We start from the raw sequence: 25,630 nt of genomic DNA, 5'->3' as shown, positions 1-25,630 counted from the left end.
CTCGCGTTGCGCCATAGAGTGCCCATCATTAACCCGGGGATCAAGTTTTCAGATCAGTCGATTGCCTGCTGAGTGGCTGTTTCCCGGTCCTCTTTTTCACTCATTCGGCGGAACCAGGTCGAGAGCAGTGCCCCGGAGATGTTGTGCCACACGCTGAACAAGGCGCTCGGCACCGCCGCCAGAGGCGAGAAGTGCGCACTGGCCAGCGCCGCACCCAGACCTGAGTTTTGCATACCCACTTCCAGTGCCAGCGATTTACGCTGGGCCAATGGCAGCTTGAACAGGCGGCCAGTGAAATAGCCCAGCAGATAGCCAAAGCTGTTGTGCAACATGACGACGGCCATGATCAACAGGCCCGATTCGGCGATTTTTGCCTGACTGGCCGCCACCACTGCCGTAACTATGATCACGATGCTCACCACGGAGATCAAAGGCAGCACTTCCACGGCGTGGCGCACCCGGTGACCGAGCACGCGTTGGGCCGCTACCCCAAGCACGATCGGTAACAGCACCACTTGCAGGATCGACCAGAACAGCTCCATGAAGGACACCGGCAACCAGGCCGAAGCCAACAGCCAGATCAGTGCGGGTGTCAGCAGCGGAGCGAGGAGGGTGGTGACAGCCGCGATGGCGACTGACAACGCCAGGTCGCCACGCGCGAGCCAGGTCATCACGTTCGACGAGGTGCCGCTTGGGCAGCAACCGACCAGGATCACGCCGACGGCAATTTCCGGGGGTAAGTGGAACGCCTGGCAGAGCAACCACGCCACACCGGGCATGATCACGAAATGGGCGACGACGCCCAACGCTACACGCCAGGGATGGCGTGCGACTTCCGCAAAATCTTCCAGCTTGAGCGTCAGCCCCATGCCGAACATCACCAGGCCCAGCAGTGGCACGATGGCGCCCTTGAGGCCGATGAACCACGCGGGTTGCAGGAACGCCACGACGGCGAAAATCAAAACCCAGTAGGCGAAGGTGTTGCCGACAAAGCGGCTCAATGCAGCCAGTGCACGCATGGCCTGATCCTTATTGTATGAAAGCGTTAGGGACCTAAGCATACGTTGCCTGTAAAAAGATCGCAGCGTTCGGCGGCTCCTGCGGGGAATGAATTCCACACTGCAGGGGCTGCCGAAGGCGGCGATCTCTTTATTGGCTGATTGGCGCCGCCCATCAGGGTCGGCGCCCGGCAGGGATTAGATGCCCTGCGGAGTCTCTTCCCCACCCAGCGCTTCCACCAGCGCTGGAAGGAAATCACCGAAGGTCAGCATCATCAGGGTGAAACTGGCGTCCAGTTGGCCGAGGGCTTCTTCGCCACCGTCCTGTTCCGCCTGATCCTGCAGCAGGTCTTCGAACTTCAGGCGCTTGACCACCATCTTGTCGTCAAGGACGAAAGACAGTTTGTCTTGCCATGCCAGCGACAGCTGAGTGACTACTTTACCGGTGCTCAGGTGGAGCTGGATTTCTTCGCTGGTCAGGTCCTGACGCTTGCAGCGCACGATGCCGCCATCTTCGTGGGTATCACGCAGCTCGCATTCGTCCAGGACGAAGAAATCGTCCGCAGCTTTCTGGGTGGTGACCCATTCGGTCATGGTCGCGGTCGGCGACATTTTAACGGTCAGCGGACGCACTGGCAGTGTGCCGATCACTTCACGCAGGGTGGACAGCAGGTCTTCGGCGCGTTTCGGGCTGGCCGAATTCACCAGGATCAGACCCTGTTTCGGTGCGATGGCCGCGAAGGTCGACGAGCGACGGATAAAGGCGCGCGGCAGGAAGGCCTGGATGATTTCATCCTTGATCTGATCGCGTTCCTTCTTATAGACCTTGCGCATTTGCTCGGCTTCGATCTCTTCGACTTTTTCCTTCACCGCGTCACGAACGACGCTGCCCGGAAGAATGCGTTCTTCCTTGCGAGCCGAGATCAGCAGGAAGTCTCCACTGACGTGAACCAGAGGGGCATCTTCGCCCTTGCCGAACGGCGCGACGAAACCGTAGGTGGTCAACTCCTGGCTTGCACATGGACGCGCCTGTTTAGTGGCCAGTGCAGTTTCCAACGCCTCGGCATCAAAAGGCAGATCTTGGGTCAGGCGATAGATAAGCAGGTTTTTGAACCACATGGTGTGAGTCTCTCCTTTATACAAAGGGGGGCATTATTCTCTTCGCGGCGCCATAGGCCAACCCTTCCCTAAGCCTTTGGAAGGCCTGCAAAAATTATTTAAAAAAGTGCTTGCCAGAGGTTGGGTCGCTCCGTAGAATGCGCGCCACACCGAACGTGAAGGGTGATTAGCTCAGCTGGGAGAGCGTCTGCCTTACAAGCAGAATGTCGGCGGTTCGATCCCGTCATCACCCACCATTCGCATTCAGTGTTACGCGCAGCGGTAGTTCAGTCGGTTAGAATACCGGCCTGTCACGCCGGGGGTCGCGGGTTCGAGTCCCGTCCGCTGCGCCATATTCGGTAACCTGGAACGCTGAACGCCAGGTCACCACGGAAAAGCCCGCTTACGCGGGTTTTTTTCTGTCCGTAGTTCCTGCAGGGTGTGTGAAGTTTCAGGTTTTCAGATTTTATTTGAAAAATATTTCAATTAAATCAACACATTATGAAAATCTGTGGCATAATGCGCCCCGCAACGAAGGTAAAGGGTGATTAGCTCAGCTGGGAGAGCGTCTGCCTTACAAGCAGAATGTCGGCGGTTCGATCCCGTCATCACCCACCATTCGCATTCAGTGTTACGCGCAGCGGTAGTTCAGTCGGTTAGAATACCGGCCTGTCACGCCGGGGGTCGCGGGTTCGAGTCCCGTCCGCTGCGCCATATTCGGTAACCTGGAACGCTGAACGCCAGGTCACCACGGAAAAGCCCGCTTAAAGCGGGCTTTTTTTCGTCCGGAATATGGCATTTCAACCGCCAACTTTAATACCTCAGCGTGTGTCATCCGCTTCTATCGGAAGCAGATGACAGAAGCTTCATCCTCAGAATCCCGAAATGCGTTAAAACACCTGAACTTATCAGATGTTTCCTGCTCTCATGCCGGTAGCCATTGGTCGTGGCCGCCTGATAAGCTCGCGGCTTTACTCGATTGCCCTTTAGGCGCATGAACAAGGAAATAGCATGAAACAGCATCGGTTGGCGGCGGCGGTGGCCCTGGTTAGCCTGGTACTTGCGGGTTGTGACTCGCAAACCAGCGTAGAGCTGAAAACCCCGGCGCAAAAAGCTTCCTACGGGATTGGCCTGAACATGGGCAAAAGCCTGGCTCAGGAAGGCATGGATGATCTGGATTCCAAAGCCGTAGCTCAAGGCATCGAAGATGCCGTCGGCAAGAAAGAGCAAAAGCTGAAGGATGACGAACTGGTCGAAGCTTTTGCCGCACTGCAAAAGCGTGCTGAAGAGCGCATGGCCAAGATGAGCGAAGAGTCGGCAGCCGCTGGCAAGAAATTCCTCGAAGACAATGCCAAGAAAGCCGGCGTAACCACCACCGCTTCGGGTCTGCAGTACGAAGTGGTCAAGAAGGCCGATGGCGCACAGCCTAAGCCGACCGACGTAGTGACCGTTCACTACACCGGTACCCTGACTAACGGCACCGTTTTCGACAGCTCCGTCGAGCGTGGCAGCCCGATCGATCTGCCGGTTAGCGGTGTGATTCCAGGCTGGGTTGAAGGTCTGCAGCTGATGCATGTTGGCGAGAAGTACAAACTGTACATCCCTAGCGAACTGGCATACGGCGCGCAAAGCCCAAGCCCGGCGATTCCAGCCAATTCGGTGCTGGTATTCGACCTGGAACTGCTGGCGATCAAGGATCCAGCCAAGCAAGAAGACGCTGCCAAGTAATTTGCGTCTGCCTTGAAACAACGCCTCGCTCATGCGGGGCGTTGTTGCATCTGGCATTTGGCAAGGGTAAACAAAGCGAACGGATGCTGTAGGCTGAAGTCATAGGCTGTAAGGGCGTACGCGCTAGCCGCGCGAACTCGCCAAGTCAATGAAATATTGGGTTTTTTTATGTGAGTAAAAAACGCCCGATCTGAGTTCAGCCCTTATAAAACGGGGCTCTCAGCCGTGAAATGCAGCTCTGTTCACAAGGTTATCCACAATTTGTGTGGATAACATTTCAGCGGGAGGAATGATGAAAGCACCCTGGAATTTTGCTCGTTTCCTGCCACTGGCCGGGCGTTTGCTCGCACGAGGGCGTTTGCCGACCTTGTTGTTCGCTGTCGCCAGTAAAGGCGCGAGCCAAGGCAACCGGCTCGGCAAGCTCAAAGACGATCTCCGCCTGTTGCAGGCACTCTGTCTGGCCTACTGGCGCGGGGAGTACCGTGCCATCAGCCCGAAAGCATTGATTTCGGTGGTGGCGGGGTTGATGTATTTCCTCAGTCCGGTGGATGCGATTCCCGATTTCATACCGGTTTTCGGCATGCTCGATGACATTGCTGTGCTGGCCTGGTTAATGAAAGTCCTCGATGACGAGCTCAATGCCTTCCGCGCGTGGCGCAAGCGTCAATTGCCGGAAAAACTTGCTGTAGTCGAGCGGCTTCCGGATAACCCTGAACAACTTCAACTGCAAGGTCCGAAGAAAACCTGAGCCGATTCAAGTTCATCCTTATATTCAAACCCCCCGCGACCTTGGCCGCTGTTAGGATTACACTTCTAGGGAAAAGTGCCGACTCGCTAAGTGTCGTTGTCCTACGGGGAAGTCATGGATATTCAGATAATCACACGCGAAGGCGAGCCCGAGTATGCGGTTGTACCATGGGCTCAGTATCAGGCTTTATTGAAAGCAGCAGGCATTGATCAACAACCAAAGCGAGTCGCTCCGGAGCGTCCCGCGACAACGCCAGACCAGATTCTTCCCGGTCTGGATCAACTACGCAGTTTGCGCGAAGGAAAGGGCATCGCCATTGAGGCGCTGGCCCGCACGGTAGGCATCAGTCCGTCTTATCTGGCCTTGATCGAAAGTGGCGAGCGTCTACCCGACGCGGCGATTCGCCGAAGCCTGGCCTGGGAATTGACGGTGCCAGGTTGGAGGGATGAATCGTGAGCGTACGCATCAGTCGTCAACATTGGGACGGATTGTTGGGTGAACTGGATCAGGCACGCCGACAGCGACATCTGCTGACTTACCGCGCGTTGCTGGAGCGATTGCAGCTACCCACGCCGGCCATGCAAACCCTGACGGCTGCTCTTGAGCATCTGGCCGCGCTGGACGCCAAGGCCGAACAGCCTTTGCGCAGTTCGCTGGTGATCAGCCAGGGCGCCAGCCGCCTGCCCCGTACCGGTTTTTTCGAATGTGTGGAACGACTGGGACGTTTTTCCGGACCGTCCGATGGTGTCGCCGCTGCGTCTTGGCACGCGTCAGAAGTGGTTCGTGTGTTCGAATACGAATACCCCGAATCGGCGGAAGCCTGAGTGTTTTTAAAACTCAAGGCGCGGGCCGGATATTGGCTGGCCCGTCGGTTGTTTCACTGGTCATGGTTTGTTCGCCAACCTCGAGGCTGGAGCTGGCTTGAAGGCCAGTTTGCGCGCATGGCCAATCTCGGCGACGTTGGCGCTCAGAGCTTCTATGGCCACATTCTGACGTTCCGTGGTGTGGGCCTTGGGGCTCGTGAAGAAGGTGTGAGATTGTTGCGCCTGGCAGCGCTGGCGGGCGATGGCAAGGCGGCGTATCAGGTGGGTGTGATCAGTCTGGCCGGAACGCTGGGCAAGGCGCCAGATCCAGTCGAGGCGGCACGATGGTGGAACCTGGCGGCAAAGGCGGGGCATCCGTTGGCAGAGATGAAGCTAAAAGAGCTGGCGTCCCGCGACTCCGGGGTTCCACCCTCGATCTGAGCTGAACTCAGCGCTGGCCTACGCGCGCATCCTCAACCGGCACCGCCAGGCTATCAATCACATGCAAGCTATACCCCGGCACATTTTTCGCGTGATGCTTGGCTTGCGATGCCATCTCGGCCAACTGGCTGGCATCGAGTTGCTCGCAAGCCTCTGGGTACAAATGCACCACGCCAATCGACAGTGACAGCAATGCGAACTCCTGGCGTAAACCCTGACGGTTCGGGCCGATGAAACAACCGGCTTCCAGGTGTTCGCTACGGTAAAAGCGGCGGCACTGACTCTGGAAATCGTCCAGCAACTGGTTCAAACGCTTGCGCCAGTCCTCCGGCCCGAGCACCAGCAGGAAGTCGTCACCGCCGATATGCCCGACAAAGTCGCGGGATGGGTCGACGCGATCATTCAGGCATTGCGCCAGGCACAGCAGTACTTCGTCGCCACGCCCGTAGCCGTAAATGTCGTTGAACGGTTTGAAGCTGTCGATATCGACGTAGCAGATCACCGATTCCCGTTTCTGTTGCAGCAGGCGTGTCAGGCATTGCTGGATCGGCACGTTCCCCGGTAACAGTGTAAGAGGATTGGCGTAGCGGGCCTGCTGGATCTTCAGTTCGGTAATCAGCTTGAGCACATCGATCACCCGTCCCAGTCCCAGGTATTCGCCGTTGAGGGTGATGATGAAGTCCTCTTCGATTCGCTGCCGCGCACGGCTGGTGATGAGGCGACTGACCTGCTGCAAGGATTGGCTCATCTCGACCGCGAGAAAATCGTCACTCATCAAGCGGCTGATCGGCTTGCGGGCAAAAAGATCGGTGGCGAACGGCTTGAGGAGCACGTCCGACAGCGAATGCCGATGGACGATGCCGCAAGGCTGGCCTCGCTCGTCCAGCACCGCCAGGGAGTTCAGGTTGGCCTGGCGACGAAACGCTTCCAGTACGGTAGCGGTCGGCGTTTCCCGGGGCACGGCCGCCTGATCATTGAGCAGGGCGCTCAGGTCACTGCCTTCTTCACTCAGCACCAATGCATTGCTGTCGTGCCTGGGCATCAGATTTCGGGCTTCCCGTGGGGGATGTTCTTGAGGACGGCAGAGCAAATACCCCTGCACCAGATCAACGCCCATTTCGGTGAGCACCGCCAGCTCTTCCGGTAGCTCAATCCCTTCGGCAATAACCTGGGCACGTGAGGCCTTGGCGATTTGCAGGATCGAACCGACGAACTCACGTTTGAGCGCATCCTGATGGATACCATCGATGAAATGTCGGTCGATCTTCACGTAATCCGGTCGCAATTCCGACCAGAGCCGCAAGCTCGAATAACCCGCTCCCAAATCGTCCAGCGCAATGGAAAACCCCATTGCACGGTAGTGATGGAGCGCGGTTTGCAGCAGCTGAAAATCATCGGTCGGGGTTTGTTCAGTGAGTTCAATCACTACCTGGCTGGGGGCAATCCCGAAATCCTCCAGCAGCTGTAACGTCCGTCCGGGCTGGTGGGCGGCTTCGAGCAAGGATTCCGGCGAGACGTTCAGGAATAGTTTGCCGGGCAGTTGCTGTTCGTTGAAACGACGGCAAGCACTTTTGCGGCAGGCCATTTCCAGTTCACTCAGGCGAGCGGCCTGGCGGGCAACGGCGAACAGTGCGATCGGGGAGTGCAGCGGACTGTTGGAGGGGCCACGGCTGAGGGCTTCGTAGCCGATGATGCGTCGTTCCGAGAGCGAGATGATCGGCTGGAACAGGCTGTGTAACCCGCCTTGAGTCAGTATTGAGCTCAGTGCGGTCAGCTGTTCTGTCGTGGTCATGGCAATCTCTGGCGATAAAAAAAGGACCGGGCGGGCTCTTGGTACAGAGCCCGCCCGGTCCTTTATTTCACGACAGAATGATGACTGTTTGATGACGCTCCGTAGAGCGTCGCCGTTAAATTGCCATCATCTTAGTGCTTGGCCACCGCCGTGTTGAGCTTCAGGTAGTCCAAAAGAATACGACCCGTCTCGCTCAGGTAAGCATCGTCTTCCGGTTTGGTCTTGTCCGGCTCAGCCGCAATGGCGTCTTCGTCTTCTTTCTTCAGCTCTTTGAGCGGTTCTTCGCCTTTGGCCTTGCGACGGATATTCTCCATCACCAGCTGTTTGGCTTCGATGTCCGCATGTTGCGCACGACGCTCGGCTTCGTTCAGGCTGACGGTTTTTTCTTCCATCAGCTTCTGGGCCAGAGCCAGCTTGTCGCGGATGAAGACAAATTCAGCATCCTTGGCCGTACGCACGTCATGCTCGGACTTGAGCTGCGTAATGTAAGGTTTGAAGGGGTCAACCGCAGGCTTGATGGCGGCCTTGATGGTGTCCCATGGCATGGCTTCAGGCAGCGCGCTTTCGCCGATTTCCTTGGTGTCGATGATCGACGGGTAATCGATGTCCGGCAGTACGCCCTGATGCTGGGTGCTCTGGCCGGAAACCCGATAGAACTTGGCCAGGGTCAATTTCAACTCGCCGTGATTCAGAGGCTGAATGGTCTGTACCGTGCCTTTGCCGAACGTCTGGCCGCCAATGATCAGCGCGCGATGGTAGTCCTGCATGGCGCCGGCAAAAATCTCCGAAGCCGAAGCAGACAAACGGTTGACCAACAGCGCCATCGGGCCTTTGTAGAACGCGCCCGGGTTTTCATCTTCCAGCACATCGACGCGGCCATCGGCGTTACGCACGAGAACGGTCGGACCTTTGTCGATAAACAGACTCGTCAGCTCGGTGGCTTCCTGCAGGGAACCGCCGCCGTTGTTGCGCAAGTCGATGACCACGCCGTCGACCTTCTCTTTCTGCAACTCGGTCAGCAGCTTCTTGACGTCGCGAGTGGTGCTCTTGTAGTCAGGATCGCCGGCACGGAAGGCCTTGAAGTCCAGATAGAAGGCCGGGATCTCGATGACGCCGAGCTTGTAGTCCTTGCCATCCTGCTTGAGGTTGAGGACCGACTTCTTGACCGCCTGGTCTTCAAGTTTCACCGCTTCGCGAGTAATCGGGACAATCTTGCTGGTCTGGTCGTTTGGCGCATTGCTGGCCGGGATCACTTCCAGGCGCACGATAGTGCCCTTCGGACCGCGGATCAGCTTGACCACTTCATCCAGACGCCAGCCAACCACGTCAACTATCTCTTTGTTGCCTTGGGCAACGCCGATGATCTTGTCGGCCGGCGCGACCATTTTGGTTTTGTCGGCAGGGCCTGCTGGCACCAGACGCACGACTTTCACCTGGTCGTTGTCGCTCTGCAACACGGCGCCGATGCCCTCAAGGGACAGACTCATGTTGATATCGAAGTTCTCCGCATTATCTGGCGACAGATAGTTGGTGTGCGGGTCGTAGGACATGGCGAAGGTATTGATGTACGCCTGGAAGATGTCTTCCGCGCGGGTCTGGTCAAGTCGGGCCAGTTGATTCTTGTAGCGCTTGGTCAGGGTCTCCTGAATCTGCTTGGAGTCCTTGCCCGCGATCTTCTGCCGCAATACTTCGTCCTTGACGCGTTTGCGCCACAGGTCGTCGAGCTCTGCGGTGGATTTGAGCCAAGGCGCATCCTTGCGATCGATCAGCAAGGTTTCCTTGGTATTGAAGTCGATCTTGTCGACGCCCTTGTTCAACTCGGCAAGGGCGAAGTCCAGACGCGATTTGACGCGGTCCAGGTAGCGCTTGTAGATGGTGAACCCGGCGTTGAGGTCGCCGCTTTTCAGGAAGTCGTCGAATTGTGTTTTCCACTTGTCGAATTCGGCGATGTCGCTGGCCATGAAGTAGCTGCGCGACGGATCCAGCAGCTTGAGGTAGCTGTCGTAGATAATCACCGAGCGCGCGTCATCGAGCGGCGGCTTGCTGTAGTGATGGCGCTTGAGCAATTCGACAACGTTCAGGCTCGCGATCACTTCGTCACGATCTGGCTGAAGCTTGTCCCAGCTGTTGGCTGCGAATGTATTGCTCGACATCGGCATCAAGCCGATCCCGATAAATAGGGCTAGGGCGGTGCTGGGGAACAGATGCTTCATGCTGATTCGACGCGGGGACAATTGATCACGCATATTAGGCCGTCTTTGAAGTCGCCGGTTCCACAAAGGGCCGGTCACATAATGCAAGAAAGCCCGACGCTACAGCTACGGGCTCAGTCCAGACTCACTATGGAGGCACTGTGAAAGCATTGCAAGGCGTTGAAGGTCAAGTGGAGTGGGCGCATGAGCCGAGTCCTACGTGTGATGTAGGACAAGTTCGCATCCGAGTGGCGGCAGCGGGCCTCAATCGCGCCGATTTGTTGCAGAAGGCGGGTCTGTATCCGCCACCACCGGGAGCCAGTCAGGTGCTGGGTCTGGAGTGTTCCGGAGTGATCAGCGAGGTGGGCCCGGGCTCGTCCTGGCAGGTGGGAGATCGCGTTTGCGCCTTGCTGGCCGGGGGTGGCATGGCCGAGGAGGTGGTAGTCGACGGACGGCATGTGCTGCCGGTTCCTGAAGGTCTGTCCCTGGTCGAAGCCGCAGCGTTGCCCGAAGTCTATGCGACCGTTTGGCTGAATTTGTTTCAGCTGGCCGGGCTAAAACCCGGTGAGAAAGTTCTGCTGCACGCCGGCGCAAGTGGAATCGGTTCAGCCGCTATTCAGCTTTGCAAGGCGTTTGGTAATCCGTGTTGGGTCAGCGTCGGTTCTGCCGAGCGCTTGGCTTACTGCGAAGCGCTGGGTGCGCAGGGCGGCGTCGTACGCACGGGGGAACTGGACAGTTTGAATGACCTGGGGCCGTTCGACGTGATTCTTGATCCGGTCGGGGGCAACTATGCCGCGCTGAACCTCAAGCTGCTGGCCCGGGATGGTCGTTGGGTGCTGATCGGCTTGATGGGTGGCCGCGAGGCGAAGCTTGATCTGGCGCAGGTGCTGGCCAAGCGCGTGCAATTACTGGGTTCGACCTTGCGTGCCCGGGACGATCAGTTCAAGGCTGATCTGTTCAGTGATCTCAGCCAGCATGTCTGGCCGCTATTCGCCGAAGGTCGGTTGAGCCCGCAGCTGGCGAAGACGTTCAAGATCAGGGATGCCGAAGCGGCGTTTGCCGAATTGGCGACCAATAAGGTGGCGGGGAAGCTGGTGTTGGTCATCGACGAAAGTCTGGCGTGAAGCCTGGTCCGGCGCAATCCTTGTGGGAGCGTGGCTTGCCCGCGATTCAGGCGGCGCGGTGTGTCAGGCAAACCGCGTTATCGTTCATCGCGGGCAAGCCACGCTCCCACAGGGGATCTCGGTTACTTCCAGTTATGGATTGGCCAGCCAGCCTTCTCGGCATGTTCGAGCAGTACCGGGTCCGGATTCACAACGTGTGGGAAATCTACCTTCAGCAGCAACGGCAAATCGTTGCGTGAGTCCGAATAGAAACTCGCGCCTTCGAGATTTTCTTCCTCTGCATCCAGCCATTCCAGCAAGCGCGTGATTTTGCCTTCGCGGTAGGTCAGGGTGCCGACGGTTTGGCCGCTGTACACCCCGTGTACCACTTCCAGCTCGATGCCAAGTATCTCGTCGATGCCCAGGCGATCGGCAATCGGTCTGACCAGGTGCGTGCCCGAGGCCGAGATCACCAGAATCCGGTCGCCAGCCTTGCGATGGGCGGCGATGGTTTTGGTGGCGTCACTGAAGATGATCGGCTCGATAAAGTCTTCCACCCACGGCCCGACCAAATGATCGATCTCTTCAGGTGTACGCCCGATCATGGGTTCCAGGCTGAAGGTCATGTAGTCCTCCATCCGTAATTTCCCGTGACTGTAGGCGTCCATCAGTTCGTTGTTCTGACGCATGAACGACTCGGGATCGACCCATCCCAGGCGGCCCATTTGCTCGCTCCAGAGGGTGGCGCAGTCGCCATGGATCAGGGTTTCGTCCAGATCAAAAATTGCCAGGGCCATCAGTGCAGTTCTCTCTTCAACGTCAGCAAAGGCATCAGGCTACCTCACACAGGGCCGTCGGATCGATGGAAAGCGCCAGGCGCTGACCGTCGGGATGCAGATCGGCCGCCGAGCGGTTCAGCACATCGACCACCAGTTCCACGCCCCGGGCTTCAACCCGGTAGCGAATCACGTTACCCAACAGGCTATGGCTTCTAACCTGCGCATCGAGTTCGCCGTTGAGGCTCAGCTCGATGGCTTCCGGGCGAATCGCGATGCGTCCGGTCACCGGCCGTTGCAGCAGCTTCGAAGCATTGTCGGCATCCAGCAGGTTGTAGTTGCCGATGAAGCCGGCGGCGAAGGCATCGACCGGGGCGGTATACAGCGTTTCGGCGTCGCCGCTTTGTACGATTTTTCCCTGATTCATCAGGAAAATGCGGTCAGACATCGTCAGTGCTTCTTCCTGATCGTGTGTGACAAAAATGGTGGTCAAGCCGAGCTCACGCTGAATCTGACGGATCTGTTCGCGCAGGTGTTTGCGGATCCGCGCATCCAGGGCTGATAACGGTTCATCCAGCAACAACAGGCGTGGCCGTGTAACGAGGGATCGGGCGAGGGCGACACGCTGGCACTGTCCGCCGGACAGCTGATGCGGATAGCGCGCGGCGAATTCGTTGAGCTCCACCAGCTTGAGCACTTCGGCCACCCGCTTGTGGCTGTCATCGGAATTGACTTTCTGCATGCGCAAACCGAACGCCACGTTTTGCTCGACAGTCATGTTCGGAAACAGCGCATAACTCTGGAATACCATGCCGATCCCGCGCTTTTGCGGGCTCAACGGCACAAGATCCTGGCCATCGAGAAAGATCTTGCCGCCATCGACCGAGGTCAGTCCCGCAATGCAGCGCAGCAACGTGGACTTGCCGCAGCCGGAAGGGCCGAGGAGGGTGACGAATTCACCTTTGTGGATCTCGCAGTTGATGTCGCTGAACACTGGGGTGCCGGCTTGCTTTAATGAGGGGTAGCTTTTCTGAAGATGTTGGACGCTCACATAGCTCATTCGCTTTTGTCCCTGTTCAAAATGTTGGCCGCCCAGGTCAGAACCAGCACGAAGAAAAAGTAGGAAATTACCAGCGCACTGGTGAAGTGGCCGCTGCTGTTACGCATGTTGTTGAGGTAAACCTGCAGGGTTTCATAGCGGGTGCCGACGAGGATGTTGGCAAACACGAACTCACCGAACAGGAATGAGAACGACAGCAGCAGCGCTACCATCAGCCCTTTACGCAAATTCGGCAGCACCACCAGAAAAGCGGCTTGCCATGTGCTGGCGCCCAGCAGTTGGGCCGCGTCCATCAAGTCGCGCAGATTGATCGCTTGCAGGTTGTTGGTGATCGCGCGGTACATGAAAGGCAATGCCACGGTGAAGTAACAGCCAATCAGAATCCACGGCGTACCGACCATGGCGAACGGTCCGGAACCGTAGAGCTGCAACAGTCCTACCGAGGACACCACAGGCGGCACCGCAAAGGGCAGCAGGATCAGAATGTTCATCAGCGCGTCGAGCTTCGGGAAGTGGTAATGCACCACGAACAGCAGCGGCAGAATCAGTACCACCGACAGAATCAACGCCCCGACGCACACCAGCAGCGACTGCCCGAACGCATTCAGGAATCGTGGGTCGCTCCACAGTTGCACATACCATTTGAACGTGAAACCGCTGGGCAAAATCGTTGCCGACCAACTGCTGGCGATCGAGTAGATCAGCGTTCCGAGCAGCGGCAGCAGCAGAATGGCAAACAACAGGTACACCACGACGCGGTGATAGACACCGACGGGCCCCAATTCAGCGCGAGACATGGTAGCTCCTCTTCAACAGCAGCTGATGCACGATGGTCACCAGGGTCATCAACGCGACGAGCACGACGGCCAACGCACTGGCCATGTTCGGGTCGAGGGAAATGTCGCCGGAAACCATTGCCGCGATGCGGATCGGCAGCACGTTGAAGTTGCCGGTCGTCAGTGCATACACCGTGGCGTAGGCGCCGAGCGCGTTAGCCAACAGGATGACGAAGGTGCCGAGTAGCGCGGGGGTCAGCACCGGCAAACCGATGTGGCGCCAGAATTGCCAACCGTTGGCGCCGAGCAACGCGGCGGATTCTCGCCAGTCTTCGCGCAGGGCATCAAACGCCGGGTACAGCAGCAACACCCCCAGCGGAATCTGGAAGTAGGTGTAAAGGATGATCAGCCCGGTTTTCGAGTACAGGTTGAAATCCTGAATGATCCCTGCTTGTTTCAGCATGATGGTGAAGCTGCCGTTGAAACCGAGCAGGATGATGAAAGCAAAGGCCAGGGGCACACCGGCAAAGTTGCTGGTCATGTTGGCAAAGGCATTCACGAAGTTGCGCAGTTTCGAATCGACCCGACGCAGGGAATAGGCCCCGAGCACCGCGATGATGATGCCGAATACGCTGGACCAGAAACTGATCTCGAGGCTGTACTGGATCGCTTGTAAATAAAACTTCGAATTGAAGATTTTTGTGAAGTTGGCCAGGCCCCAACCGAACTCTTCCGACTGCAGGCTGTTGATCATCACCCAGAACAGCGGGGCGATCTGAAAGACGATAAAGAACAAGGCGAAAGGGATAAGGCACAACGCTGCCAACCATTTGCCGCGGGTCATGGCGTTCACTTGAACAGCTCCCGGCAAACAGGTTTGTCGTGGGCTACGCCGAGCAGTTCGCAAACAGTGCCGCAGATGTCCGTCTGTTTAGGCGTGGCGTCGGCATTCAAACTGAAGGCATCACCGAGGACGAACAGTGGCACTTCACGCTCTTGCGGCAGCAGGCCATTGTGGGATCGGTCGTTGTTCATGCCGTGGTCGGCGGTCACCAGCACCTGGTAATCGGCATCGAGCCAGCCTTGCAGGTAATCAGCCAGGATGATGTCGGCGGAGCGAGCGCTGTTTCGGTATTGCGGGGTGTCGAGGCCGTGTTTGTGCCCGGCGTCATCAATGTTCATGGGGTGCACCAGAAGGAAGTTTGGCGCATGACGCAGGCGCAGGTTTTCGGCGTCTGCGAACAGGTGCGAATCCGGATAATGATCGCTCCAGTAGAAGTGACCGTGCTGGATCGGCAGATCGGCGTCGTCAGTGTGACGGTCCCGTGCGGCCACGAAGGGCGAGCGGTTATAGAGCTCGCTGACCCAGTGATACGCCGCGGCGGCGGTTTTAAGACCCGCGTCGGTGGCGTAGTGATAGATGCTGCGCTGATTGGACAGGCGCGAAACGTTGTTGTGGACGATGCCACTGTCGATCGGGGTAACGCCGGTCAGGATGCATTCGTAAAGTGGTCGGGACAGGGCTGGCAATTCGCACTCCAGCTTGTAGAGCGCTGCGCGTCCCGCGCCGACATAGGCCTGCAGGTGCCCCATCGCATGGCGTGCGACTTCATAGTTGAGGCCGTCAAGCACGACAAGGATGACGTTGTGCTTCATAGGGGGCGAAGCTCCTGTGGTTTCGTCGAAAACCTGTAGCAGCAAGGCTTGCCCGCGATGGCATCACTTTGGTCATCAAACAGACCGAGTTGCAGACCGTGTTGGCTGCATCGCGAGCAAGCTTTGCTCCTGCAGATGCAGGATTACTGCATATTGATAATGACTTCTTCCTGCCACTTCTGCGGCAAGCCTTTGGAGGTCTTCTCCCAGGCATCCGCGTCCTTGATTGGTGTCACGCCTTTGTACTGCTCGTTTGGCAGCAGCTGGGCTTTGACGTCGTCAGGCAGTTTCACGTGCTCGGCGCGGATCGGACGGGCGTTGCCGCGGGCCAGGTTGATCTGGCCCGCATCGCTGAAGATGTATTCGCGGGTCAGCTTGGCGGCGTTCGGATTCTTGGCGTACTTGTTGATGATGGTGGTGTAGCCGGAAATGACCGAGCCATCCGACGGAATCAACACGATGTAGTCATCCGGGTTGGCCATCTTGGCCTTGTAGCTCAAGCCGTTGAAATCCCAGACCACGCCCACTTCGACTTCACCCTTTTCCATGGTGGCAATCGTCGGGTTGGCCATCGACAAACGACCTTGCTTGGCGATGTCCGAGAACAGCAACAGGGCAGGCTGGATATTTTTTTCATCACCACCGTTGGCCAGTGCTGCGGCCAGAACACCGTTGGCAGCCTGGGCAGCGGTACTCACGTCACCGATGGATACTTTGTATTTGCCCGTCTTGAGGTCGGCCCACTTGGTCGGTGCCTCAGAACCATGCAGCAGCTTCTTGTTGACGATAAAAGCAATGGTGCCGGTGTAGGCCAATGCCCAGTTACCGTCTTTGTCCTTGGCCCAATCCGGAACCTGATCCCAAGTACTTGGCTTGTAGGGTTGCACTACACCTTGCTTCACGGCGATAGGGCCGAAGGCAGCACCGACGTCGCCGATATCCGCGCTGGCGTTGTCTTTTTCCGCAGCAAACTTGGCAATTTCCTGCGCCGAGCTCATGTCGGTGTCGATGTGTTTCAGTCCGTAGTTTTTGGCCAGGTCATCCCAAGTGCCTTTCCAGTTTGCCCAGTTGTCGGGCATGCCTACGCTATTGACCGCACCTTCCGCTTTCGCTGCGGCTTCCAGGGTTTTCAAATCATCAGCTGCCATGGCAGCGGTGCACATGGCAATGGTCGAGCCTAACAGTGATGCCAGGAAAAGCTTTTTCATCCGAAGCTCCTTTGGGCGTTTTCAACGCTGCGATTGCGGTTATGTTGGTCTAGGTCAGCAATACCTGAGCCAATCTAGGCGTCCTGGATGACATTTTGATGTCGACGAGCCAGCGGCCTGATTTTGGTGCGAGGTAATACTCTGGGTGCGAGATAAGCGTAGACCATGGCTAAAGGGCTGATATGAAAGGACTTGGCCATGATTTTGCACGCCGCTGATCCAACCGTTCGGCGGCTTTGTCATCTGCCAGTCATCTGCAGTGCCTAGGCTTGTCAGGAAAATAATGAGCCGATTTGATCGTGGTTCTGCCCCGAGACAGTGCTGGTCTAGTCCAGATAGGTAACGTTGATGCGCATCGAGACAACAAAGGCGGTGACAGCCATCGGCCAGGTGCTTCAGGATCAACTCGATCATGGGTTGCTGGCGCAAGGCAGCAAGCTACCGGCCGAGCGCAAGCTCAGTGAGCTGTTCGGGACTACGCGAATCACTGTGCGTGAAGCGTTGTTGCAGCTGGAGGCTCAAGGCCAGATCTATCGGGAAGAGCGCCGGGGCTGGTTCGTCTCGCCTCCGCGGCTGGCCTATAACCTGATGCAGCGCAGTCATTTTCACGCGATGGTGAGTGCCCAAGGGCGAGTGCCGTCAACCGAAGTGATTTCTGCAAGGCTGCAGCCGGCCTCTGCGGCGGTCTGTGCCTGGTTACAGTTGCCGGCGCTGTCGAGCGTGATTCAGATTTGCCGGGCGCGACGAATTGATGAGCGTCTGGTGCTGTATGTCGAACACTATTTGAACCCGCAGTTCTTTCCGGGGATTCTTGATTTCGATCTGAACCAGTCAATTACTGAGCTCTACGCGCGTCATTACGACCTGCACTACGGCCGGGTACGCTTCGAGATCGTGCCGACAGCGTTGTCGGTGGATGCGGCGGCTGCCTTAAGGGTGTCGGTGGGCAGTCCGGGCTTGCGCATTGCCAGGGTCAACTATGACCAGCATGGGCGGCTGATCGATTGTGACCTGGAGTTCTGGCGGCATGACGCGATTCATGTCGGCGTCGATGTGGTTTAAATGGGGCAGCCTCCTTGCTGCGTCCTTCAAGTCTTACCCGAAGCGATAAATGTCCATGCCCAGGGCGCCCATGGTGAAACCTTTATGGCTCACGCTGAAGTCACCGCCGGCGCCGCGGGCGAAGAACAGCGGTAACAAATGTTCATCACTCGGATGGTTGCGCGCAGCATTTGGCGCTTGCTGGCGATAGTCGTGCAGCGCGGTTTCATCGTTCGTCTCGAGCTTCTCGATCATCCAGTCACGAAAAGCCCTGGCCCACGGCTCGACACTGTCCGGACCGGCATGCCAGTCCAGCTCACGCAAGTTATGGGTAATGCTGCCTGATCCAATCAGCAGCACGCCGTGTTCGCGCAGGCTGGAGAGGGCGTGACCGACTCGGGTTTGCAGGGCGGGGCCGCCACGGGTGGGTAACGAGACCTGGATCACCGGAATATCCGCCTGTGGGTACATCAACGACAGTGGTACCCAGACGCCATGGTCGAATGGCCGCTCAGCATCGATGCGTGCGGGGAGGCTATGGGACACCAGTAATTGGGCGACCTCTTGCGCCAGTTGCGGATCCCCGGGAGCCGGATATTGCACTTCGAACAAGGCCTTGGGGAAGCCGCCGAAGTCATGCCAGGTCTCAGGCTGAGCAGCGCCACCCACCAGCAACTCGTTGCTTTCCCAATGCGCCGATACAATCACGATGGCTTTTGGCCTTGGCATCTCAGCGGCAAGCCGCGCCAGGGCCGGGCCGCTAGCGCCTGGTTCCAACGCCAACATGGGAGAACCATGGGATATATAGAGGCTGGGGAACATGGATGAGCTCCTGAGAGTTAAGATGGGCCATCTTCAGTCAGATCATCGATCTAAATCTAATATAAGTTTTAGGGTCTTTTGATCGAATAATCAGGATTATTTATGCAGCCGGATTTTTGGCACAAGCGGTGGCAGGCGAATCAGATCGGCTTCCATTTGCCCGAGGTTAATCCCTATCTGCAACGGTTCTGGCCACAACTGGGTGTGGAAGATGGCGCGCGCGTGCTGGTGCCGTTGTGTGGGAAAAGTCTGGATTTGTTGTGGCTTGCTCACCAAGGTCATGAGGTCCTCGGTATCGAACTGTCGGAAAAAGCGGTAGAGGATTTCTTCGACGAGCATCATTTCGACCCGAACGTCAGTGAACAGGGGCCGTTCAAAGTCTATCGCGCTGGCTCGATAGAGCTGTGGTGTGGTGACTTCTTCGAGCTGACGGCAGGCGATGTTGCCGATTGCACCGCACTGTACGACCGAGCTGCCTTGATTGCCTTGCCGCCGCCGATGCGTCAGCAATACGCTGCGCACCTGAACCGGATTTTGCCCAAAGATTCCATGGGCCTGCTGATCTCTCTGGATTACGATCAGGCACAGATGGACGGACCGCCATTTGCTGTGCTGGATGATGAAGTGCAGCAATTGTTCGGGAATTTCTGGGCGCTGAAAATTCTGGAAGACCAGGATGTACTGAGCGAGAGCGGGAGGTTTCTGGAGGCAGGTGTTACGCGGCTTGAAGAACGTGTTTACAGGATTTCCAGCCGTTAGGGTGTGAACAACACACCTATCAGCCAGACAAAAAAAGGCCCGCATCGCTGCGGGCCTTTTCTTTTATTGCGCGTATTGCGAAGCCTTTCAGCCCCGACGACGCAATGCGTCGATACGCTCTTCCAGCGGCGGGTGGCTCATGAACATGCGAGCGAACCCTTGTTTGATGCCACCGTTGATGCCGAAGGCGTTCAGTGTGTCGGGCATGTGTACCGGCAACCCTTGCTCGGCACGCAGGCGCTGCAGGGCACCAATCATCGCGGCGGTACCGGCCAGGCGGGCACCGGCTTCATCGGCACGGAATTCACGTTTGCGCGAGAACCACATGACGATGGAGCTGGCCAGAATGCCCAGGACCAGTTCAGCAAAGATGGTCGCGATGTAGTAGGCAATGCCCTGGCCTTCTTCGTTCTTGAAAATCACTTTGTCGACGAAGTTGCCAATGATCCGTGCAAAGAACATCACGAAGGTGTTTACCACGCCCTGGATCAGCGCCAGCGTGACCATGTCACCGTTGGCCACGTGACCGATTTCGTGGGCCAGCACCGCCTTGACTTCATCGGGCGAAAAGCGCTCGAGCAAACCCTGGCTGACCGCGACCAGTGCGTCGTTCTTGTTCCAGCCAGTGGCAAAGGCGTTTGCCTCGTAAGCCGGGAAAATACCGACTTCGGGCATCTTGATGCCGGCCTCGCGGGACAGTTGCTCAACGGTTTGCAGCAGCCATTGCTCGTGACGTGTGCGCGGCTGGGTGATGATTTGGGTGCTGGTGCTCATCTTCGCCATCCACTTGGAGATGAACAGCGAGAACAACGAGCCGGCGAAACCAAAGACCGCACAGAAAATCAGCAGCTGATTGAGGTTGAGATCAACCCCATTGGCCGCCATGAACCCGTTAAAGCCGAAAAGGCTCAGGGTGATGCTGGCAATCAGCACGACCGCCAGGTTAGTGGCCAAGAACAGCAGGATGCGCATCATGGTTGTAGAAATCTCCTCAAGCTAAAGATGTAGCGTACTGCGGGGTATATAAGGTGCTGCACCGGGCTATTCAACCGGGTGACTATTTCAAACTGTGTCCTACAGCAAAAGAGTAGCTGCTTGCAGGACATTTCCGAGGACGACAGGGGAAGTGGTTGTCCGTCATTTTGCATGTCGCGGCCCCGTCGTTATTAGACGCGAGCCCGAAATCGGACGTCAGTCAGCGAAGTAGATACCGGCGCAGGGCGGGAAGCAAAGATATGTTGCTGAATTGATCACCGTGCGATCTCGACCAGCATCGCACGGTGAAGTCCCATTACTGGCGATAAGACTTGAGGAAGTTGCCGATGCGGCCGATGGCCATGTCCAGGTCATCAACTCGCGGCAGTGTCACCACACGGAAATGATCAGGCCATGGCCAGTTGAAGGCTGTGCCTTGAACCACCAGCAGTTTTTCCGACAGCAGCAGGTCGAGGACGAACTTTTCATCGTTGTGGATCGGGCACACTTTCGGGTCGATCCGCGGAAACGCGTACAGCGCGCCCATCGGCTTGACGCAGCTGACGCCTGGGATGTCGTTGAGCAGCTCCCAGGTACGATTGCGCTGTTCCAGAAGCCGTCCTTGCGGCAATACCAGGTCGTTGATGCTCTGATAACCCCCGAGAGCCGTCTGGATCGCATGTTGGCTCGGCACGTTGGCGCACAGGCGCATATTGGCCAGCATGTCGATGCCTTCGATGTAGCTCTGGGCGTGTTGTTTCGGACCCGAAATGGCGATCCAGCCAGAACGGAAGCCGGCTACCCGGTAGGATTTGGACAAACCGTTGAAGGTAAGGCACAGCAGGTCTGGCGCCAGGGACGCGGTGCAGATGTGCACGGCATCGTCGTACAGAATCTTGTCGTAGATCTCGTCGGAAAAAACCACCAGGTTGTGCTGGCGAGCCAGCTCCAGCATCCCCAGCAGCACTTCCCTGGAGTACACCGCACCCGTCGGGTTGTTCGGGTTGATGATCACGAGCGCCTTTGTGTTAGGCGTGATCTTGGCCTTGATGTCAGCCAGATCCGGCCACCAGTTGGCTTGCTCGTCACACAGGTAATGCACCGGGTTACCGCCGGAGAGGCTCACCGCAGCGGTCCAGAGTGGGTAATCCGGAGCCGGCACCAGCACTTCGTCGCCGTTGTTCAACAGAGCCTGCATCGACATGACGATCAGCTCGGAAACGCCGTTACCCAGGTAGATGTCTTCTAAACCGACGCCTTCCACCTGCTTTTGCTGGTAGTACTGCATGACGGCCTTGCGCGCGCTGAACAGCCCTTTGGAGTCACTGTAGCCCTGGGCGGTCGGCAAGTTGCGGATCACGTCCTGAAGAATTTCGTCCGGCGCTTCGAAACCAAAAGGCGCCGGGTTGCCGATGTTCAGCTTGAGGATGCGATGGCCTTCCTCTTCCAGGCGTTTGGCGTGCTTGAGCACTGGGCCGCGAATGTCATAACAGACGTTGGCGAGCTTGTTCGATTTGCTGACCTGCATGGCGATGTGTTCCCGAAAATGAACGATCCAGGCGGCTTGTGAACTACCGTACTGGGAATCCTGCGTATTCACACAGGCCTGACGCCTTGAGATGCAGCACCCATAAATCCGTTTGAATGCGCGTGGTCTGGCTGCCAGACTGGCGTTTGACGAGGCGCAATCATACGTGCCGCCCGATCCGTGGAAAAGGTACAGATCGGGCTTTTTCAGCTGCTGAGGTGTGACAATGGAAAAGTTGGAAAAAACCCTGGAAGAATGGAAGGCGATGCTCGACCCGGAGCAGTACAACGTTTGCCGTCTCAAGGGCACCGAACGTCCGTTTTCCGGCAAGTACAATGACAGCAAGGTAGACGGTGTCTATCACTGCATCTGCTGCAATGAGCCGCTGTTCGATTCGAAGACCAAATTCGACTCGGGCTGCGGCTGGCCGAGCTTTTACGCGCCCATCGGTGACAGCGCCATGGTCGAGATCCGAGATGTCAGCCACGGCATGATTCGCACCGAAGTGGTGTGCGGCAAATGCGATGCGCACCTGGGTCATGTGTTTCCGGATGGTCCACCGCCGACAGGCCTGCGCTACTGCATCAACTCGGTCTGTCTGGACCTGGTACCCCGCGAGTAATGCGAGCCCCGTAGGAGCTGCCGCAGGCTGCGATCTTTTGACTTTGCTCTTTAAACGAGGATCAAAAGATCGCAGCCTTCGGCAGCTCCTACGCCAAAATGATTGTTCGGTCAGTTAGATCGATTTATTGAATTGCACACAATTCAATTGCAAACTATCTTTATCGCTCTTCCCGGCATCCAGAGCGAAAACCATGACCAACAACCTGTTAAGCATCCCTTGCACCACCATTACCGGTGAGCAAAAGACCCTGGCAGACTTCGCCGGCAAGGCGGTGTTGGTCGTCAACACGGCCAGCAAGTGCGGCTTCACCCCTCAATACAAGGGGCTTGAAGAACTGTGGCAAACCTACAAGGATCAAGGCCTGGTCGTGCTCGGGTTTCCCTGCAACCAGTTCGGTAAGCAGGAACCTGGCAATGAAGGGGCGATTTCCGAGTTCTGCGAGTTGAATTTCGGTGTCAGCTTTCCACTGTTCAAAAAGATCGAAGTCAACGGCGCAGGCGCCCATCCGTTGTTCGTGCAGCTGAAAAAACGCGCACCCGGCGTGCTGGGGTCCCAAGGCATCAAATGGAACTTCACCAAGTTCCTGATCGGCAAGGACGGCCAGTTGGTCAAGCGCTTCGCTCCCGCGACCAAGCCGCAGGACTTGAGCCGCGAGATTGAAGCCTTGCTCAAATGAGTTCACTGCCGGTCGATTTCCTGAAGCTCGACAGCCAGGTCTGTTTTAAGCTGTATGCCGCGTCCCGGGCAGTGATCCGTGCCTACAAGCCGATGCTCGATCAGTTGGGGCTGACCTATCCGCAATACCTGGCGATGCTGGTGCTGTGGGAATGGCAGGAAACAGCGCCCGAGCAGCCGACCGTCAAGGCGTTGGGCGAACGCCTGGCCCTCGATTCCGGGACGCTGACACCGTTGCTCAAGCGTCTCGAGCAGCTGGAACTGGTTCAGCGTCAGCGTTCATCGCGCGATGAGCGTGAGGTGCACCTGAGTTTGTCTCCGGCAGGCAAGGTGTTGCGTGAACAGGTCGGGCCGCTCAAGGCCCGGCTGCTTTGCGACAGTGGTGTAGATTTGGACCGCCTGCACGACCTGCGCAATGGCCTTGATCACCTGCTGGAGCAAATCAAGGCGTTGTCGTAGCAGGCATCCACAGGTCCAGCAGCGCGGCCAGTTCTTCCCGGCGAAAAGGTTTGGCCAGGTAATCGCTCATACCCGCTGCGCGACAGCGCTCGCGTTCTTCGGACATGGCATTGGCGGTCAGGGCGACAATCGGCAATTGCGGCCAGCGTCCGCTACGACGAATTTGCCGACTGGCCTCGTACCCATCCATTACCGGCATGTTGCAATCCATCAGCACCAGATCGAAATCGCGCTGCTCCAACTGATCAAGGGCTTCAGCGCCATGAGCGGCGACGATGACCTCGCAGCCGAGTTTTACGAGCATGCCCTTGGCCACCAACTGATTGACCGGATTGTCCTCCACCAGCAGTACGCGCCCGCGTCGCAGGGGGGTGAGTGCTTCAAGTCGGGCATCGTTGAGGATGTTGATTTCCGGCTGCAACACCCGACGCAATGTCTGAAAAAGGGCATTACGCGCCAATGGACGCGCTTGTTGCTGCAAGGGGGCGAGGGCGCTGACTTCTTCGATCGGCATGAAACTGCCGTAGGCCGTCACCAGCAGAATGGGTGCGGTGCAGGTGGGGCGCAGGACAAACAGGCATTCGGGGCAATCGGTAATGACAACATCAGGGTTCAGCCCCATCAGTGAGTCGTCGATTGAGCGCTGCTGATACTCGAGGCCCCAGACGGGCAATATGTTTTTCAGTAATTCGTTCAGACCACTGCTGGAAGCGGTAATGGCGATAACCTTTCCCTGCAACGTGACCGGTGGCAGCGCACGGGTATGGCAAGGCAGCGGCAGGTCCGCGCAGAACTGGCTGCCAAAACCCGCTTCCGAACTGATGGTGAGGCGACCGTGCATCGCCTCGCAAAGGTTGTAGGTCAGCGCAAGACCCAGTCCGGTACCGCCGAATTGCCGGGTAATGCCGGCGCCGGCCTGGGTGAATGGTTGGAAGATCTTCACCTGTGCGTCCTGGGGGATACCGATACCGGTGTCGCAGACTTCAATTCTGACGCCATCCCGAAAGGTCGAAAGACGGACATCGACACGTCCGAAACGGGTGAACTTGAGCGCATTCGACAGCAGGTTGCTGACGATCTGCCGGACTCGAGTCGGATCACCGAGTACCAACGCTGGAAAGTGCGGATCAATCAGACACGTCAGCTCCACGCTCGGTGCGGCATTCTGGGACAGCAGGTTGGCGGTGTCTTCGATCAGCGCGCCCAAATCGAACGGGATGTGCTCGAGTTCAAGCTGACCCGCGTCAAACTTCGACAGGTCCAGGATATCGTTGAGCAACTCCACCAGCACTTTGCCGGAGTCGTGGGCGATCGACAGTTGTTGCTGTTGCTCGGCATTAAGCGGGCCATCCAGGGACAGCGCAATCATTCCCAGCAGGCCATTGAGCGGCGTGCGGATTTCGTGGCTCATGTTGGCCAGGAACACTGAGCGGGCTTCGGCCATGTCCAGTGCGGTGCGACGCGCGACTTCCAGCTCCTCGTTGGATTGGCTCAGTCGCGCGTTGATCGCCTTGAGCTCTGCGGTGCGAGCCGAAACGATGTTTTCCAGTTGAGCGAGGTAGTCGGTCAGGCGGTTTTCGGCGCTGCGGCGTTGCTCGATTTCGGTCGCGATGTTCTCGAACTGCTGGTTGGCCACTTTGACCAGCACTCCAATTTCATCGTTTTTATGCCCTGATGGATACTCCAGCCAGGTCGGTTCAACACTTCGCGGATCACGGCCACTGAGTTCGCGGATCACCCGTACCAGCGGTTTGGTGAGCATGACGTAGAACAGCGCCAGCAAGATGCCGGTCAGGAGGAGGCTGCGGGCGAAGCCGTTCAACAACGTCACTTCCGCCCGGCGCAAAAAACGGCTGCCGAAGGCGTACGTGTCGACGTCCAGACGCAGAGTTCCGAGGGATTCGGCCGGTAAATGGTCCAGGTACAAGCGGTCTTCAAATTGTCGCTTGGCACCGAACAGCGTATCGCTGAGTACCCGATAACTGCTTTGCAGCCCCGGTCGCTTGACGTTGGCCAGCACTGTCCCGTTGTTGTCGGTCAATCGCGCGCCGATAATCGCGGGCGAGCGCAGCAGGCCCAGTGTCAGTTCTTGCGCGAGTTCCGCATCGATGTTGTAGGCGATGCGCGAAGCGGGGTTATGACTGATTTCCAGTAAAGTCTGGATTTCACGGTTGATGGAGGCGTCTTCGCTGGCATAATCGATGCCTATTTGCAGCAGGCTGAGCAGCGTACCCAGAATGAAACCCACCAGCACAGTAAGCTTGGCTTGCTTGTATGACAGCCGGTTGGTGAATTTGATATCCATGGGGTGTTGAGCCACTTTTCGTTTCCCTTCGCCGCTCTAGCATAGCCGACTATGCATGGATG

General features: G+C 57.4%; 25 protein-coding genes and 4 tRNA genes. 15 read left to right on the top strand and 14 right to left on the bottom strand.

Features of this window, described 5'->3' with window-relative positions; genetic code table 11:
* Positions 1-53 precede the first annotated feature (53 nt).
* Together AC3ZVB_RS08370 and rdgC are read right to left on the bottom strand one after the other, a co-directional pair.
* Positions 54-1,019, bottom strand: coding sequence for a bile acid:sodium symporter family protein (locus AC3ZVB_RS08370; protein ID WP_490146284.1), 966 nt, complete (start codon positions 1,017-1,019; stop codon positions 54-56).
* Between the two features lie 177 nt (positions 1,020-1,196).
* The gene (gene rdgC, locus AC3ZVB_RS08365; protein WP_045061665.1) at positions 1,197-2,117 is read right to left on the bottom strand and encodes a recombination-associated protein RdgC; all 921 of its coding nucleotides are present in this window, start codon (positions 2,115-2,117) and stop codon (positions 1,197-1,199) included.
* A 160-nt stretch (positions 2,118-2,277) separates the two neighbouring features.
* Between rdgC and AC3ZVB_RS08360 the strand changes: the two genes are divergently transcribed.
* From AC3ZVB_RS08360 to AC3ZVB_RS08320, 9 genes are all read left to right on the top strand, one after another.
* A tRNA-Val gene (locus tag AC3ZVB_RS08360) sits at positions 2,278-2,353 on the top strand.
* 19 nt (positions 2,354-2,372) lie between these two features.
* A tRNA-Asp gene (locus tag AC3ZVB_RS08355) sits at positions 2,373-2,449 on the top strand.
* 189 nt (positions 2,450-2,638) lie between these two features.
* A tRNA-Val gene (locus AC3ZVB_RS08350) sits at positions 2,639-2,714 on the top strand.
* Between the two features lie 19 nt (positions 2,715-2,733).
* Positions 2,734-2,810: transfer RNA gene (locus AC3ZVB_RS08345), tRNA-Asp, on the top strand.
* Between the two features lie 297 nt (positions 2,811-3,107).
* On the top strand, positions 3,108-3,824 hold the full coding sequence (gene bamJ / locus AC3ZVB_RS08340) for a BamJ family beta-barrel-assembly machinery protein (protein WP_162436363.1): 717 nt from the start codon (positions 3,108-3,110) through the stop codon (positions 3,822-3,824).
* Between the two features lie 292 nt (positions 3,825-4,116).
* Positions 4,117-4,572, top strand: coding sequence for a YkvA family protein (locus AC3ZVB_RS08335; RefSeq protein ID WP_162436362.1), 456 nt, complete (start codon positions 4,117-4,119; stop codon positions 4,570-4,572).
* Positions 4,573-4,686: 114 nt separating this feature from the next.
* Positions 4,687-5,028, top strand: coding sequence for a helix-turn-helix domain-containing protein (locus tag AC3ZVB_RS08330; protein ID WP_162436361.1), 342 nt, complete (start codon positions 4,687-4,689; stop codon positions 5,026-5,028).
* On the top strand, positions 5,025-5,396 hold the full coding sequence (locus AC3ZVB_RS08325; protein ID WP_003223109.1) for a hypothetical protein: 372 nt from the start codon (positions 5,025-5,027) through the stop codon (positions 5,394-5,396). The genes AC3ZVB_RS08330 and AC3ZVB_RS08325 overlap by 4 nt, the downstream gene beginning before the upstream one ends.
* On the top strand, positions 5,397-5,816 hold the full coding sequence (locus AC3ZVB_RS08320) for a tetratricopeptide repeat protein (RefSeq protein WP_162436360.1): 420 nt from the start codon (positions 5,397-5,399) through the stop codon (positions 5,814-5,816).
* 7 nt (positions 5,817-5,823) lie between these two features.
* On the opposite strand, the gene AC3ZVB_RS08315 is transcribed toward AC3ZVB_RS08320, so the two are convergent.
* Together AC3ZVB_RS08315 and AC3ZVB_RS08310 are read right to left on the bottom strand one after the other, a co-directional pair.
* Entirely contained in the window at positions 5,824-7,608 is a 1,785-nt protein-coding gene (locus tag AC3ZVB_RS08315; protein WP_162436359.1) for a bifunctional diguanylate cyclase/phosphodiesterase, read from the bottom strand.
* A 131-nt stretch (positions 7,609-7,739) separates the two neighbouring features.
* Positions 7,740-9,821 (bottom strand): carboxy terminal-processing peptidase, encoded by a 2,082-nt coding sequence (locus AC3ZVB_RS08310; protein ID WP_178114274.1) that lies wholly within the window; start codon positions 9,819-9,821, stop codon positions 7,740-7,742.
* A 140-nt stretch (positions 9,822-9,961) separates the two neighbouring features.
* Here AC3ZVB_RS08310 and AC3ZVB_RS08305 point away from each other — a divergent pair, with 140 nt between their 5' ends.
* Complete coding sequence (locus tag AC3ZVB_RS08305) at positions 9,962-10,924, top strand: zinc-binding dehydrogenase (protein ID WP_490146283.1); 963 nt, start codon at positions 9,962-9,964, stop codon at positions 10,922-10,924.
* A gap of 122 nt (positions 10,925-11,046) precedes the next feature.
* Here the strand turns inward: AC3ZVB_RS08305 and AC3ZVB_RS08300 are convergent, their stop codons facing one another.
* From AC3ZVB_RS08300 to AC3ZVB_RS08275, 6 genes are all read right to left on the bottom strand, one after another.
* The gene (locus tag AC3ZVB_RS08300; RefSeq protein WP_162436356.1) at positions 11,047-11,700 is read right to left on the bottom strand and encodes an HAD family hydrolase; all 654 of its coding nucleotides are present in this window, start codon (positions 11,698-11,700) and stop codon (positions 11,047-11,049) included.
* A gap of 34 nt (positions 11,701-11,734) precedes the next feature.
* On the bottom strand, positions 11,735-12,739 hold the full coding sequence (locus tag AC3ZVB_RS08295; protein WP_490146282.1) for an ABC transporter ATP-binding protein: 1,005 nt from the start codon (positions 12,737-12,739) through the stop codon (positions 11,735-11,737).
* Positions 12,736-13,536: an ABC transporter permease gene (locus AC3ZVB_RS08290; RefSeq protein ID WP_162436354.1), complete on the bottom strand. Its 801-nt coding sequence runs from the start codon at positions 13,534-13,536 to the stop codon at positions 12,736-12,738. Before AC3ZVB_RS08290 ends, AC3ZVB_RS08295 begins: the two co-directional genes overlap by 4 nt.
* Entirely contained in the window at positions 13,523-14,359 is an 837-nt protein-coding gene (locus AC3ZVB_RS08285; protein ID WP_162436441.1) for an ABC transporter permease, read from the bottom strand. The genes AC3ZVB_RS08290 and AC3ZVB_RS08285 overlap by 14 nt, the downstream gene beginning before the upstream one ends.
* A 5-nt stretch (positions 14,360-14,364) precedes the next feature.
* Positions 14,365-15,171 (bottom strand): alkaline phosphatase family protein, encoded by an 807-nt coding sequence (locus tag AC3ZVB_RS08280; RefSeq protein ID WP_162436353.1) that lies wholly within the window; start codon positions 15,169-15,171, stop codon positions 14,365-14,367.
* A 143-nt stretch (positions 15,172-15,314) separates the two neighbouring features.
* Complete coding sequence (locus AC3ZVB_RS08275; RefSeq protein ID WP_194692974.1) at positions 15,315-16,379, bottom strand: ABC transporter substrate-binding protein; 1,065 nt, start codon at positions 16,377-16,379, stop codon at positions 15,315-15,317.
* Between the two features lie 348 nt (positions 16,380-16,727).
* Between AC3ZVB_RS08275 and AC3ZVB_RS08270 the strand changes: the two genes are divergently transcribed.
* A complete protein-coding gene (locus AC3ZVB_RS08270) occupies positions 16,728-17,441 on the top strand; it encodes a UTRA domain-containing protein (RefSeq protein WP_162436351.1) in 714 nt (237 codons plus the stop codon).
* A gap of 33 nt (positions 17,442-17,474) precedes the next feature.
* On the opposite strand, the gene AC3ZVB_RS08265 is transcribed toward AC3ZVB_RS08270, so the two are convergent.
* Positions 17,475-18,242 carry a DODA-type extradiol aromatic ring-opening family dioxygenase gene (locus AC3ZVB_RS08265; RefSeq protein WP_490146281.1) on the bottom strand — a complete coding sequence of 256 codons (768 nt, stop codon included), beginning with the start codon at positions 18,240-18,242 and terminating at the stop codon, positions 17,475-17,477.
* Positions 18,243-18,344: 102 nt separating this feature from the next.
* Between AC3ZVB_RS08265 and AC3ZVB_RS08260 the strand changes: the two genes are divergently transcribed.
* Positions 18,345-19,001, top strand: a complete 657-nt coding sequence (locus AC3ZVB_RS08260) for a thiopurine S-methyltransferase (protein ID WP_490146280.1) — start codon at positions 18,345-18,347, stop codon at positions 18,999-19,001.
* A gap of 87 nt (positions 19,002-19,088) precedes the next feature.
* Here AC3ZVB_RS08260 and htpX read toward each other — a convergent pair whose 3' ends face one another.
* Together htpX and AC3ZVB_RS08250 are read right to left on the bottom strand one after the other, a co-directional pair.
* Positions 19,089-19,976, bottom strand: a complete 888-nt coding sequence (gene htpX, locus AC3ZVB_RS08255; RefSeq protein WP_162436348.1) for a protease HtpX — start codon at positions 19,974-19,976, stop codon at positions 19,089-19,091.
* Between the two features lie 316 nt (positions 19,977-20,292).
* Entirely contained in the window at positions 20,293-21,504 is a 1,212-nt protein-coding gene (locus AC3ZVB_RS08250) for a pyridoxal phosphate-dependent aminotransferase (RefSeq protein ID WP_490146354.1), read from the bottom strand.
* Positions 21,505-21,730: 226 nt separating this feature from the next.
* Between AC3ZVB_RS08250 and msrB the strand changes: the two genes are divergently transcribed.
* The 3 genes from msrB to AC3ZVB_RS08235 all read left to right on the top strand — a co-directional run bounded on the left by msrB (position 21,731) and on the right by AC3ZVB_RS08235 (position 23,263).
* A complete protein-coding gene (gene msrB / locus AC3ZVB_RS08245; protein WP_490146279.1) occupies positions 21,731-22,126 on the top strand; it encodes a peptide-methionine (R)-S-oxide reductase MsrB in 396 nt (131 codons plus the stop codon).
* Between the two features lie 193 nt (positions 22,127-22,319).
* On the top strand, positions 22,320-22,805 hold the full coding sequence (locus tag AC3ZVB_RS08240; protein ID WP_194692972.1) for a glutathione peroxidase: 486 nt from the start codon (positions 22,320-22,322) through the stop codon (positions 22,803-22,805).
* A complete protein-coding gene (locus tag AC3ZVB_RS08235) occupies positions 22,802-23,263 on the top strand; it encodes a MarR family winged helix-turn-helix transcriptional regulator (RefSeq protein WP_162436345.1) in 462 nt (153 codons plus the stop codon). The genes AC3ZVB_RS08240 and AC3ZVB_RS08235 overlap by 4 nt, the downstream gene beginning before the upstream one ends.
* Here the strand turns inward: AC3ZVB_RS08235 and AC3ZVB_RS08230 are convergent.
* Positions 23,247-25,568 (bottom strand): hybrid sensor histidine kinase/response regulator, encoded by a 2,322-nt coding sequence (locus AC3ZVB_RS08230; RefSeq protein WP_194692970.1) that lies wholly within the window; start codon positions 25,566-25,568, stop codon positions 23,247-23,249. The genes AC3ZVB_RS08235 and AC3ZVB_RS08230 overlap by 17 nt on opposite strands.
* Positions 25,569-25,630 lie beyond the last annotated feature (62 nt).

The organism is Pseudomonas sp. MDV22-iso1, from assembly GCF_058145095.1.
This window is presented reverse-complemented; position numbering and strand designations above follow the sequence as displayed.

Bases quoted from the DNA above. Each gene is read 5' to 3' on its own strand.
- AC3ZVB_RS08370 (WP_490146284.1), bottom strand. From the start codon at position 1,019: ATGCGTGCACTGGCTGCATTGAGCCGCTTTGTCGGCAACACCTTCGCC.
- rdgC (WP_045061665.1), bottom strand. From the start codon at position 2,117: ATGTGGTTCAAAAACCTGCTTATCTATCGCCTGACCCAAGATCTGCCT.
- bamJ (WP_162436363.1), top strand. From the start codon at position 3,108: ATGAAACAGCATCGGTTGGCGGCGGCGGTGGCCCTGGTTAGCCTGGTA.
- AC3ZVB_RS08335 (WP_162436362.1), top strand. From the start codon at position 4,117: ATGAAAGCACCCTGGAATTTTGCTCGTTTCCTGCCACTGGCCGGGCGT.
- AC3ZVB_RS08330 (WP_162436361.1), top strand. From the start codon at position 4,687: ATGGATATTCAGATAATCACACGCGAAGGCGAGCCCGAGTATGCGGTT.
- AC3ZVB_RS08315 (WP_162436359.1), bottom strand. From the start codon at position 7,608: ATGACCACGACAGAACAGCTGACCGCACTGAGCTCAATACTGACTCAA.
- AC3ZVB_RS08310 (WP_178114274.1), bottom strand. From the start codon at position 9,821: ATGAAGCATCTGTTCCCCAGCACCGCCCTAGCCCTATTTATCGGGATC.
- AC3ZVB_RS08300 (WP_162436356.1), bottom strand. From the start codon at position 11,700: ATGGCCCTGGCAATTTTTGATCTGGACGAAACCCTGATCCATGGCGAC.
- AC3ZVB_RS08295 (WP_490146282.1), bottom strand. From the start codon at position 12,739: ATGAGCTATGTGAGCGTCCAACATCTTCAGAAAAGCTACCCCTCATTA.
- AC3ZVB_RS08290 (WP_162436354.1), bottom strand. From the start codon at position 13,536: ATGTCTCGCGCTGAATTGGGGCCCGTCGGTGTCTATCACCGCGTCGTG.
- AC3ZVB_RS08285 (WP_162436441.1), bottom strand. From the start codon at position 14,359: ATGACCCGCGGCAAATGGTTGGCAGCGTTGTGCCTTATCCCTTTCGCC.
- AC3ZVB_RS08280 (WP_162436353.1), bottom strand. From the start codon at position 15,171: ATGAAGCACAACGTCATCCTTGTCGTGCTTGACGGCCTCAACTATGAA.
- AC3ZVB_RS08275 (WP_194692974.1), bottom strand. From the start codon at position 16,379: ATGAAAAAGCTTTTCCTGGCATCACTGTTAGGCTCGACCATTGCCATG.
- AC3ZVB_RS08270 (WP_162436351.1), top strand. From the start codon at position 16,728: ATGCGCATCGAGACAACAAAGGCGGTGACAGCCATCGGCCAGGTGCTT.
- AC3ZVB_RS08265 (WP_490146281.1), bottom strand. From the start codon at position 18,242: ATGTTCCCCAGCCTCTATATATCCCATGGTTCTCCCATGTTGGCGTTG.
- AC3ZVB_RS08260 (WP_490146280.1), top strand. From the start codon at position 18,345: ATGCAGCCGGATTTTTGGCACAAGCGGTGGCAGGCGAATCAGATCGGC.
- htpX (WP_162436348.1), bottom strand. From the start codon at position 19,976: ATGATGCGCATCCTGCTGTTCTTGGCCACTAACCTGGCGGTCGTGCTG.
- AC3ZVB_RS08250 (WP_490146354.1), bottom strand. From the start codon at position 21,504: ATGCAGGTCAGCAAATCGAACAAGCTCGCCAACGTCTGTTATGACATT.
- msrB (WP_490146279.1), top strand. From the start codon at position 21,731: ATGGAAAAGTTGGAAAAAACCCTGGAAGAATGGAAGGCGATGCTCGAC.
- AC3ZVB_RS08240 (WP_194692972.1), top strand. From the start codon at position 22,320: ATGACCAACAACCTGTTAAGCATCCCTTGCACCACCATTACCGGTGAG.
- AC3ZVB_RS08235 (WP_162436345.1), top strand. From the start codon at position 22,802: ATGAGTTCACTGCCGGTCGATTTCCTGAAGCTCGACAGCCAGGTCTGT.
- AC3ZVB_RS08230 (WP_194692970.1), bottom strand. From the start codon at position 25,568: ATGGATATCAAATTCACCAACCGGCTGTCATACAAGCAAGCCAAGCTT.